The sequence below is a fragment of the Clostridium sp. LBM24168 genome (assembly GCF_052953915.1).
The window spans coordinates 1,512,567-1,524,062 of sequence record NZ_CP196861.1 but is presented as its reverse complement, the minus strand read 5'-3'; the positions used below and the strand labels follow the sequence as shown (position 1 = coordinate 1,524,062).

Annotated in this window: 11 protein-coding genes and 1 pseudogene; 11 read left to right on the top strand and 1 reads right to left on the bottom strand. The window is 32.9% G+C overall.

Annotated elements, in window-relative coordinates:
- The first annotated feature begins 11 nt into the window (after positions 1-11).
- The 6 genes and pseudogenes from ACSVC9_RS07550 (at position 12) to ACSVC9_RS07525 (ending at position 5,760) form a co-directional block, all read left to right on the top strand.
- Positions 12-1,151 carry a YibE/F family protein gene (locus ACSVC9_RS07550; protein WP_446899722.1) on the top strand — a complete coding sequence of 380 codons (1,140 nt, stop codon included), beginning with the start codon at positions 12-14 and terminating at the stop codon, positions 1,149-1,151.
- A gap of 102 nt (positions 1,152-1,253) precedes the next feature.
- Entirely contained in the window at positions 1,254-2,312 is a 1,059-nt protein-coding gene (locus tag ACSVC9_RS07545; RefSeq protein WP_446899721.1) for a stage II sporulation protein P, read from the top strand.
- A 95-nt stretch (positions 2,313-2,407) separates the two neighbouring features.
- A complete protein-coding gene (locus tag ACSVC9_RS07540; RefSeq protein ID WP_446899720.1) occupies positions 2,408-2,887 on the top strand; it encodes an S-ribosylhomocysteine lyase in 480 nt (159 codons plus the stop codon).
- Positions 2,888-2,964: 77 nt separating this feature from the next.
- Positions 2,965-3,499: pseudogene (locus ACSVC9_RS07535) on the top strand (nitroreductase family protein).
- A 91-nt stretch (positions 3,500-3,590) separates the two neighbouring features.
- Positions 3,591-5,006, top strand: a complete 1,416-nt coding sequence (locus ACSVC9_RS07530; RefSeq protein ID WP_446899825.1) for an aminotransferase-like domain-containing protein — start codon at positions 3,591-3,593, stop codon at positions 5,004-5,006.
- A gap of 97 nt (positions 5,007-5,103) precedes the next feature.
- Positions 5,104-5,760, top strand: coding sequence for a LysE/ArgO family amino acid transporter (locus ACSVC9_RS07525; protein ID WP_446899719.1), 657 nt, complete (start codon positions 5,104-5,106; stop codon positions 5,758-5,760).
- On the opposite strand, the gene ACSVC9_RS07520 is transcribed toward ACSVC9_RS07525, so the two are convergent.
- Positions 5,690-6,244, bottom strand: coding sequence for an LOG family protein (locus ACSVC9_RS07520; RefSeq protein WP_446899718.1), 555 nt, complete (start codon positions 6,242-6,244; stop codon positions 5,690-5,692). The two genes, ACSVC9_RS07525 and ACSVC9_RS07520, sit on opposite strands and share 71 nt — an antisense overlap.
- Before the next feature lie 121 nt (positions 6,245-6,365).
- Here ACSVC9_RS07520 and ACSVC9_RS07515 point away from each other — a divergent pair, with 121 nt between their 5' ends.
- The 5 genes from ACSVC9_RS07515 to panB all read left to right on the top strand — a co-directional run bounded on the left by ACSVC9_RS07515 (position 6,366) and on the right by panB (position 11,495).
- Positions 6,366-7,994 (top strand): IS1182 family transposase, encoded by a 1,629-nt coding sequence (locus tag ACSVC9_RS07515; RefSeq protein WP_446897624.1) that lies wholly within the window; start codon positions 6,366-6,368, stop codon positions 7,992-7,994.
- A 256-nt stretch (positions 7,995-8,250) separates the two neighbouring features.
- Positions 8,251-8,883: a YhbD family protein gene (locus ACSVC9_RS07510; protein WP_446899717.1), complete on the top strand. Its 633-nt coding sequence runs from the start codon at positions 8,251-8,253 to the stop codon at positions 8,881-8,883.
- Position 8,884: 1 nt separating this feature from the next.
- Positions 8,885-9,670, top strand: coding sequence for a polymer-forming cytoskeletal protein (locus tag ACSVC9_RS07505; protein ID WP_446899716.1), 786 nt, complete (start codon positions 8,885-8,887; stop codon positions 9,668-9,670).
- 150 nt (positions 9,671-9,820) lie between these two features.
- Complete coding sequence (locus ACSVC9_RS07500) at positions 9,821-10,681, top strand: Rossmann-like and DUF2520 domain-containing protein (protein WP_446899715.1); 861 nt, start codon at positions 9,821-9,823, stop codon at positions 10,679-10,681.
- A complete protein-coding gene (gene panB / locus ACSVC9_RS07495) occupies positions 10,668-11,495 on the top strand; it encodes a 3-methyl-2-oxobutanoate hydroxymethyltransferase (RefSeq protein WP_446899714.1) in 828 nt (275 codons plus the stop codon). Before ACSVC9_RS07500 ends, panB begins: the two co-directional genes overlap by 14 nt.
- Position 11,496: the final 1 nt, after the last annotated feature.

The window sequence follows — 11,496 nt, the reverse complement described above, 5'->3', positions numbered from 1 at the left end:
AGGTGATAATATTGTTTAAGAAATTACATAGATATATTTTTACGGCAGTATTTATATTAATATTTATTATGCGTCCTATTCTTGTAGAGGCTGATGGTATCAGCGGAACAGAAAATGCTTCAGGTACGAATTCAAATCTTGTTAGAGCCAAGGTTATAGAATCTACAGTTAAAAATAAAAATGATATAAATACAGAAAATAAAACTCTTGTGATAAAAGAACAGATTTTAAAAATAAAGATAACAGAGGGAAAGCACTCAGGAGAGAAAGTAAATGTTACGCATGACATGCAAACATCAAAGCCTGATAATATAGAATATCAGGTTGGTGATGAAGTATTTCTATCAACAAGTGAGGATGCAAATGGCAGTATAAATTCAGCAAGTATATATCAGTTGGTAAGAGCCAAATCCCTTTCTCATCTACTTTTATTTTTTATACTTTCAATGGTTTTAATTGGTGGATTTAAGGGAATAAAATCGCTATTGACACTTGGAATAACGTGTTTAATTATATTAAAGGTGTTCTTACCATTGATTCTACAGGGGCATAATCCAATAACTCTTTCCATATCAATTTGCATAGTTATAACGATTATTAATTTAGTTATAGTGAGCGGGTTTAATAATAAAACTACTGCCGCAATTTTAGGGACCAGTGGAGGTGTTATTATATCCGGCATCATGTCTTTTATGTCAATAAATTCAACCAGAGTTTTAGGAGTTGGAACAGGTGAGGCACAACTTCTTATGGATGCACCATTAAAAAATCAACTTAATTTTAAAGCAATTTTATTTGGATCAATACTTATAGGTACATTGGGAGCAGTTATGGATGTAAGTATGTCTATAGCCTCAACTATGAAAGAATTGAAGGAAAACAATCCTAATATATCACGTGGAAAAATAATAAAAGCGGGAATGAGTGTTGGAAGGGATATTATGGGTACTATGGCTACAACACTTATATTGGCATATATAAGTGGTGCAATATGTTTGGTACTAGGATATATGGCAAATAACAGTACATTTATGGATATAGTTAACCAGGATATGATTGCCTGCGATATAATAAAGACTTTTGCCAGCAGTATAGGTTTGATATTTACTATTCCGATTACGGTATTTATATATTTAATTTTGGATTGTTAGTAATTTAATATAATTTTATATCATATAAATTAATTGATGGGAATAAATGTACAAACTAATGAAGGGGAGGGAAGCCGCTTTTAAATTTGAAGCAGCGAATATATGAATTATAGGAAGTTTAGTAGAAGAGACAATCCAAAATTGGAAATATTAACATTAATTATAAGTCTTGTATTTGTAATAATTTTACCTTATTTAGTTGAGGCAAATAATAATACCAATAAGAATGTTAGAGGAAATATGTTTTATGTTCAGGTGTTGAATTATGCAATGCCGGTAGTTAAAGCTACTTGTTTCAACGAAGATGACATGGCTGAAAACAGTTTTTCTCTTGATAATTCACCTCTGGAGATTTTCAATATAAATATTAAAAGTCCTCTTTCCATACTGGGAAAAGAAATGGCTTTCTTGGGATTGGATATTTCAAACAACGGTATTGATGAATTCAAACTCGACAATAAACAAGTGGCTAAAGCAGGTAGCAGTGAAAATTTAAGTAGAGGAAATAGCACAAATGTTTCAGAAAGTAAAGTTAGTGCATTCGATCCAAGCCTAAAAAGAACTATGAATAAGGAAAAACCGGATGTGCTTATATATCATACCCACACTACTGAAAGTTATAAACCAGGAGATCCTAATAGTTTTGATGATACAAAAAATGTTTGCGCTGTAGGTGATCAGCTGGTAGCGGAACTCAATAAATATGGTATATCTGCAATAAATGACAAGACTGTGCATGATGCAGAAGCATATACTCAAAGCTATGCAAGATCTTCTGTTACTTTGGACAAATATCTGAAAAAATATGGAGATTTTAAGCTCGTAATAGATATGCACAGGGATGCTACGGAAAATAAAAATTCAGTTACAGTGAATGTAAACGGAGAAAATGTGTCCAAATTCATGCTTGTCATGGCAAGAAAGAATCCTCATTTTGATAAAAATATGGCGTTGGCAAATCAGATAGTGAATTTGTCAAATCAATTGTATCCGGGATTATCAAAAGGAGTTTGCTACTATAATTACGGTACCAGATACTTCAATCAGGACAAGAGCAATAATGCAATATTGCTGGAAGTGGGAGCGGATATAAATACTACGGAAGAATCCAAAGCTTCAATGAAATATATGGCAAGGATACTTGCCCAGGTTATAAAATAAATAATTAATATTGTGCTATCAATTTACTTGAGTTATAAAAAGTTGTAATATAATCTATAGAGTATGACAATTATTTTTACAGGAGGTATTCTGTTATGGAAAAAATAGCAAGTTTTACAGTGAATCACCTTAAGCTAAAGCCTGGTGTGTATGTTTCACGAAAAGATAAATTTGGTGATGCGGTTATTACTACTTTTGATATAAGAATGACCAGCCCAAATGATGAACCTGTCATGAATACTGCAGAAGTTCATACCATTGAACATTTGGGAGCAACTTTTTTAAGAAATCACAAGGACTATGCTTCTAAAACAGTATATTTTGGACCTATGGGCTGCAGAACTGGATTTTATCTTATTTTGGGAGGAGATTATGAATCAAGTGATATAGTAGATCTGTTGAAGGAAATGTATAAGTTCATTGTGGATTTTGAAGGAGATGTACCTGGAGCAGCTGCAAAAGACTGCGGTAATTATCTGGATATGAATCTTTCTATGGCAAAATACTGGAGCAGGAGATATCTTGATGATGTGCTTATGAATATATCTGATGAAAGATTAAATTATCCAAATTAATTTACACTTATATTAAATGACAGGCAATAGATTTAGCCTAAGATTGTCTGCTGTATAATATAAGGGAGTGGATCCAATTGATTAAGGAAATTCAAATGAGAAGAAGTATAAGAAAGTATAGAGATAAGCCAGTAATTGATGAAGACATAAATAGGCTTTTGGAATCTGCGAGGCTTGCACCTTCAGGCAATAATACTCAGCCGTGGCATTTTATCGTAATAAAATCAAAGGATATGAAAGAAAGAATTTCCATGGTATGCCATAATCAACAGTGGATGAAAACTGCTCCGGTGTTTATAGCTTGTATAGGTGATATGGAATCACGAATTAAAGATTCTACTGCTGTGGATGAAATGAGTTCTGAAGATGACCTTAAAAAGATAATCAGGGATACAGCTATTGCAGCTGAACATATTGTGCTTTGAAGCACAGGAGCTTGGCCTAGGGTCCTGCTGGGTTGCCTGGTTTACCCAGAAAGATATAAGACCGACTTTGAAAGTCCCTGATAATAAATATGTTGTAGCTATACTTACAATAGGATATGCTGATGAAGTACCTGAACAGAGAGCCAGAAGAAAACTGGAAGATATAATTCATTACGAAAAATGGTGAAAATTTTTCAAGATAATTGGAGAATAAAGAAGTGGTTTATTTGAATGGAAATATAGGGAAATAGGTTCCGGACAAAAAGTCTTCTGTTCCAATATATAGGCAGATAATTTTTTATGTAAGGGAAAAAATATCTTCTGGACAGTGGAATATTGGTACAAAACTTCCAACTCAAAGAGAGTTTGCGAAAAAATTTAATGTAAACAGAAGTACTGTAGTTGAGGCATTTGATGAGTTGAAGTCAGAGGGATTAATAGAAGGAATGGGCAGCAGGGGAACTATAGTTGTCAATAATATCTGGTCATTGCTGACATCGATTAAGAGGCCTGACTGGGATAATTATATAAAATATGGTATTCACAAACCAAATTTACATACAATTCAAATTATAAATAAACTTGAATTTGAGAATGGAATAATACGAATTGGTACAGGAGAGCTTTCACCAGAACTATTTCCACATGACACGATGAAAGAAGTACTTAATGGAATTTCAGATAAAATATATTCTCTTGGATATGAGGAACCAAAAGGTTCTTCTTGCCTTAGAAGCATAATAGCTGAATATGTGAAAAAATTTGGAATAAATGTTTCTCCGGAATCTATTTTAATTGTGTCTGGATCTCTCCAGGCACTTCAGCTCATTTCCGCTGGAATTTTACAGAAAGGTTCAACTGTAATGGTGGAAAAACCGTCATATTTGAAATCACTTCATATTTTTCAATCTTTACAAATAAATCTGAAGGGAATACCAATGGACAATAGCGGTATAAAAATTGAAAAACTTGCTGATTCAATTGGCCGTAATACAGCACTTTTATATTCTATACCAACTTATCATAACCCTACGGGGATAGTTATGACTTTAAGCAGGAGAGTAAAATTGATGGATGGATGTATGAGAAATAGACTGCCAATTATAGAGGATGATGCATACAGGGAATTGTGGCTGGATGAAGTTCCACCACCTCCATTAAAATCAATGGATACAAATGGAACGGTATTGTATATGGGAACGGTATCGAAATCGTTGGCGCCTGGATTTAGAATAGGATGGATTATAGGACCGGAGCCGGTTATAGAACGTCTTGGAGATATAAAAATGCAGGAAGATTATGGAGCAAGTTCCCTTTCTCAAATTGCTGTATCGGAATGGATATCAAGTGGATTATATGAAAAATATGTAGAGACACTCCGTAAAAATATAAGGGAGAGAAGAGATGCTGCACTTTATATGCTGGATAAGTACTTCCATGATATAGCAACATGGACAAAACCCAGCGGCGGTTTTTACATATGGATGAAAATAAATTCTGAAATATCAATGGATAAGCTATTTTCTTCTGCATATAGACAGGGAATACTTATAAACCCTGGTAGTATATATGATTTTTCAAAGAATTCATTTATAAGAATTTCCTATTCTTATGCATCCTATTCCCAGATGAATTTTGCCCTGGAAAAACTATCAAGTATAGTTAGAAATATGATGAAATCACAAGGATATTGAATTTTGGTTGGCTAGAATTTTTTAAATTTGGTTGAAGACATAATGGCAGATAATCAATATAATTGAAGAAAGATTTACAGGAGGGGAAATTATATTGATGGAAAATTTTTTACGTGGATTAATATTGGGATTTGCCTATACTGCCCCAATAGGAGTGCAGAATATGTATGTAATAAATTCAGCATTGAATTGTGGAAAATGTAGAGCATATATAATAATGTCTGCCATTGTGTTTTTTGACTGTTCTCTTGCCATAGCATGTTTCTTTGGAATTGGTTCCATAATGGATAAGTTTCTTTATTTTAAATTGGCTATTTTGTTTATGGGCTCAATTGCAGTTATATACATCGGTATAAAGCTCATAGCAGATAAGTCCGTATGCATGGAAAATAAATATAACAATTTTATAGAAGTAATATTTACAAGTTTTGTTGTAACATGGGCAAATCCTCAGGCTATTATTGATGGATCTCTTTTACTTGGTGGATTTAGAATTTCACTTTCATTGGATAATAGTATATTTTTCATATTGGGTGTATGTGCAGCTTCAATTATATGGTTTTTTATGCTGACCACTGTTGTAAGTACCTTCAAATATAGATTTAATAAAAAAATAATACGACTTATGAATGTAGTCTGTGGTTCAATTATAATCTTCTATGGATTAAAACTTGGAGTTAGTTTCATTTCCATGGTGGAGTATAGCATTCCATATTATTTATCAGTTTATGAGGGTTGTCCGAAACTAATATAAGCCTCATGCTGTAGGAACTTATAAATCCCTCCTTATGTGCATTTTCAAGCATAGATAAAAGTGGGTCAAAAAAATGTTCTATATTCAACAGTCCTATTGGCTTTTTGTGAATTCCAATTCTTGCCCAGCTTAAAGTATCAAATAACTCTTCATAGGTTCCAAGCCCACCTGGAAGAGCTATGAATCCATCGGAAAGATCAAGCATTTTTTCCTTTCTCTCATTCATGTTTTTTACTTTAATGAGTTTAGTCAGATTCTTATTTGTCTTTTCCTCCAGGAGAGATATTCGGGGAATTACACCTATAATTTTCCCACCATTTTTATATACTTCATCTGAAATTTCACCCATAAGTCCAGTGGAAGAACCGCCATATACAAGATCTATTTGCTTTTTTGTCATTTCTTTTCCAAGTAATCGGGCATATTTACTATAGTTTTTATTGTTGCCTGAATTTGAACCGGAATATACACAAATTCTTTTCATAATTTTTCCCCCCCCTATAATAAAGGGGCTGTCGCACTAAAAAAAATTAGTGCGACAGTTTTTTACGTAAAAAATAAATCTCCCACTCGGAAGAGTGAAAGATTTATGGTAAAATTAATATATGACTAAATACATTAATTTACATAAAAATTATACTTCAAATCGTGGAAATTATCAATTAAAACTTCCATTAAATATTGATTACATGATACCAGATAATGATTCGGTGCATTTGCTAAGTCAGTTTGTAGAGGAGATGGATTTAACAGATTTGTATTCGACTTACTCCCGTATGAGGGAGAATCAGGCAACACCGCGTCAGATGCTGAAGATTGTACTTTACTCATATATGAATCATAATTATTCATCAAGAGAAATGGAGAAATCATGCAAAAGAGACGTGAACTTTATGTATCTCTTAGAAGGTTCACAAGTACCGGATCATTCTACATTTGCTAGATTCCGCAGCCTTCATTTCGCTCCATGTTCAGAAACAATCATGGCCGAAATGACAAACTTCCTTTATGAGATTGGAGAAATATCAGGTGATGCTGTATTTATTGACGGTACAAAGATAGAAGCTTGTGCAAACAAATATACTTTTATCTGGAAAAGATCAGTTTCAAAAAATTTAGCCAGACTGCTTTCTAAATTAGCTGATTTTGTGGCTGAATGTGAAGAACTGTACGGACTAAAGCTTGTATATCAAAATAAGGTAAAAATAAAGCACGTAAAAAAGTTACGCAAGAAACTTTACGCCTTGAAGCATAAAGAAAATATACAGTTTGTACATGGATCTGGCAAAAGGAAAAATCCAATTCAACGTTCTATTGAAAAGCTTGAGGGATATCTTAATAAGCTGAAAGAGTATACACAGAAAATCCATACCTGCGGCAAGCGTAACAGCTACTCGAAGACGGATAAGGATGCAACTTTTATGAGGATGAAAGAAGATGCCATGAAAAACGGTCAGCTAAAACCTGCATACAATGTTCAGCATGGAGTAGATTCTGAATATATAGTATGGCTTACTGCAGGCAACCAGAGCACGGATACAAAAACGTTGATTCCATTCATAAAAAGCATGGAGAACCTCCTGTATTTTAAGTATTTTAAAATTACTGCTGATGCAGGTTATGAGAGTGAAGAAAATTATGTTTATGTTAAAGCGAACGGACAGTTATCATATATAAAACCAGCAAACTATGAAATATCCAAAACGCGTAAATATAAAAATGATATAAGCCGGATAGATAATATAGATTATAACAAATCTGGCGACTATTATACCTGTAAAAATAATAAGAAGCTAACAGTAAACAGGGTACTAAAAAGGAAAAGCAGGACTGGTTATATAAGTGAGAAAACAATCTATACATGTGAGGATTGCAATAACTGCCAGCATAAAAGTAAATGTATAAAAGGACATAACAGCAAAATACCATTGGAAGAAAGGGTCAAAAATCTTGAAACTTCAAAGCTGTTCAACATGCTCCGCAAAGAGAATCTTGAAAGAATTGTAAGTGAAGAAGGCTGCGAGCTAAGAATGAATCGAAGTATCCAAGCCGAAGGCTCCTTTGCAGAGATAAAACAGGATATGGGATTTCGTAGATATCTAAGTAGAGGTAAACAGAATATTTTGGCGGAAAGTATTTTGTTAGCGATGGCACATAATGTCAATAAGCTCCATAATAAAATTCAGTCAGATAGAACAGAAAATCATCTTTTTCCACTTAAAAGTAGTGCTTAATTTTAAAATCTTAAAAAGCCTGTGAATCAAAAAAGCCTTAATAGAAAAGTCTTATTAAAGTGTACCATTTTTTAGTTATAGAGTTTGTGTTGCTTTAAATTATCATGAAAATTTCTATAAAATGTTAAAAAAGGCTGTCACATTAGCATAATTTTTATGCTAATGCGACAGCCCCTTATAAGTAAATTACTAAAGTACAAAGAATTATTTACAATGTAACAATGTTATGTTACACTACCATTAAGGAGTGAGATTTATGGAGGAAAATTTAATTTCTAAAAAAGAACTTCTGGAATTAAGTAATATATCTTATGGGCAGCTTTATAGATGGAAACGGAAAAAATTGATACCTGAGGAATGGTTTATAAAAAAATCTTCTTTTACAGGTCAGGAAACTTTTTTCCCAAGAGAAGAGATGCTCGACAGAATAGAAAGAATAAAAAGTATGAAAGATGATATGGCATTAGATGATATGGCACGAATTTTTTCTAATAAAGTTTCAAATATTAAAATTTCTTATGATGATCTTATTGAAAAAGGCATTATTATGGAGAATGTTTTAAAAATATATAATGATTTTAATGCTGAAGTTTCTATTTATTCATTTAATGAAGTATTATATATGGATATACTGCAGGAATTCCTTGCAATAGGTAATATATCGGTGGAGGAAAGTAAAATTGTAATTCAGACTTTGCGGGATAATTACAACAAATATTCCGGAAGAAACTGTGAGATAGTATTTGTGAGAAAGATGGGAATAGGAGCGTGTTTTATTTCACTGCTTCCAAATGAGATTTGTTTTGATAATTTATCTAAGGTAATAATGAGATTGGACATTGGTAAAGTTATAGAAAAGCTAAAATTAAAAATTAAGGAGTTGTTTTAGAATGGAAGAAAGAAAGGATCTTAAGATTTCAGGTTCGGGAAGTGTTGGAGGAGGAATATATAATGAAGTAAAAATTAGCGGTTCGGGAAAAATCAATGGGGATATAGAGTGTAAATTTTTGAAGGTAAGCGGATCTGGCGAAATACAGGGAAATGTAGTGGTAAATGGGGATATTAAGTTTAGTGGGTCAGGTAGAATAAAAGGAAATATTAAATCAAATACAATAGATATAAGCGGTTCTATGAAAGTTGAAGGAAGTATAGAAAAGGCTGATGAGATTAAAGTAAGCGGATCATCCAGTGTTTCAGGAGATACAAAAATTGCAAAAATAAAGATATCTGGAAGTGGTAGTGTAGGTGGGAATTTATATGCAGAGGAAGTAGAAATATCAGGAGGAATAAACGTGAAAGGGGATTGTGAGAGTGAAAATTTCAAAGCACACGGATTTATACGAATTGGAGGACTTTTAAATGCTGATCAAATAGATATAGTTTTGCATGGAAAATCTGTGGCAAGAGAAATAGGGGGAGAAAATATAAGTATAAGGATGTCAGCATTTGATGAATCAATAGTGGGAAAGTTTCTAAGATCTGCATTTTTTTATAAAAAAGAACTTGTCGTTGAATCTATAGAGGCAGATGATATATATCTTGAAGGAACTACGGCTGATATAGTTAGGGGAAAAAATATTACAATAGGAAAGGAGTGTAATATAAATAGAGTTGAGTACAGCGGGAAGATAAATATTATAAATGGTGGAAAAGTTGAAAAACAGGTTAGAATTTAAGCAAAATAAATATTTGAACAAAAAATTAACGTATGATAAAATTAACACGGGTAGTATCTTTTTGAACTGCACCGCAGGTGTTATTAATTTAATATGAAGGTCAAAGGGGAGTCAGTGTAAGCTATTTACTACGAAAGAGACGGTGATGCTGTGAAATTAAGTATTGGTTTTATTGGTGCCGGAAGAGTAGGCGTAAGCTTGGGCAAGTATTTTAGTTTGAATAAAGTAAATGTAGAAGGTTATTACAGTAAGAATTTAAATTCTGCAAAAGAAGCGGCTGAATTTACGGAAAGCAATTTTTATAACGGATTAAATGAGCTAATTGAGAATTGTAATGTTATTTTTATAACTACCCCCGATGATATTATAAAAAAAGTATGGGATCAAATTAGAAAATATAACCTGAAAGGTAAGATTATATGTCATTCAAGTGGTTCCCTATCTTCATCAATCTTTTCAGATATTAACACTTCAGGAGCGTTCGGATATTCTATCCACCCAATGTGTGCTTTTTCAGATAAATTTAGTACCTATAAAGTCCTAAAAAAAATTTACTTTTCAATTGAAGGAGATTGTAAGTATTTAGAAGCTTTAATTTCTATTTTTACCCATATGGGCAATAGAGTTATTGTGCTTGATAAAACTAAAAAATCTTTATACCATCTTGCAAATGTTACGGTTTCAAATTTGGTACTTTCACTTTTAAATATAGGATGTGAGTATTTAAAAAATTGTGGCATTGATGAAAAAGATTGTATGAATTCACTGATGCCATTAATTGAAAATAATATAGCTAACATAAAAAATAAAGGTTTTTTAGGTGCACTTACAGGACCTGTGGAACGAGGAGATATCGAAACTTTAAAGTGTCACCTCGACATTATGCCATATGAGGACCTGGAATTGTATAGGCGTTTGTCTATGAATTTAGTTAAATTATCTGAACAAAAGCACGGCAAAAATTGCTATGATTTAATAAAAAATTGGAGGTTAGAAGATGACGAAAAATAATGTTTCAACTTTTATTGATGCAAAACGAAAAAATGTGAAGATTACAATGCTTACAGCTTATGATTACTCAATGGCAAGGCTTGTAGATGAATCAGGCATTGACGGTATTCTGGTTGGTGATTCGCTTGGAATGGTCTGCTTGGGATATAAGGATACTTTAAGTGTCACAATGGAAGAAATGCTCCACCATGTGAGGGCAGTTTCAAGAGGAACGGAAAATGCTCTGGTAGTTGGAGATATGCCATTTATGTCATACCAGGCTTCTGTGTATGATGCAGTAAAAAATGCTGGCAGAATGATACAGGAAGGGTATGCAGGTGCTGTAAAGCTTGAAGGTGGGGCTTCAGTTTATGAACAGGTAAAATCTATTGTAAAGGCGCAAATCCCAGTTATGGGGCATATAGGACTTACACCGCAGTCTGTTAACATGTTTGGAGGATTTAAGGTTCAGGGTAAAAATGAAATAAATGCAAGAAAAATAATAGAAGATGCCAAAAAATTGGAGGATGCAGGAGCCTTTTCCATTGTGCTTGAAGGTATTCCATATAAATTGGCAAAGATTATTACGGAATCCGTATCAATACCTACTATTGGAATAGGTGCAGGTAAATATTGCAATGGACAGATACTTGTATATCAGGATATGCTTGGATTATTTTCTGACTTTAAGCCCAAATTTGTAAAATACTATGCAAATGTTGGACAGCTTGTAAGAGGGGCATTCAAAGATTATATATCAGAAGTTAGAAATGGAATTTTCCCTGATGAGGAACATAGTTTTAAAATAGATGACAGTATTATAGATAGATTATAAG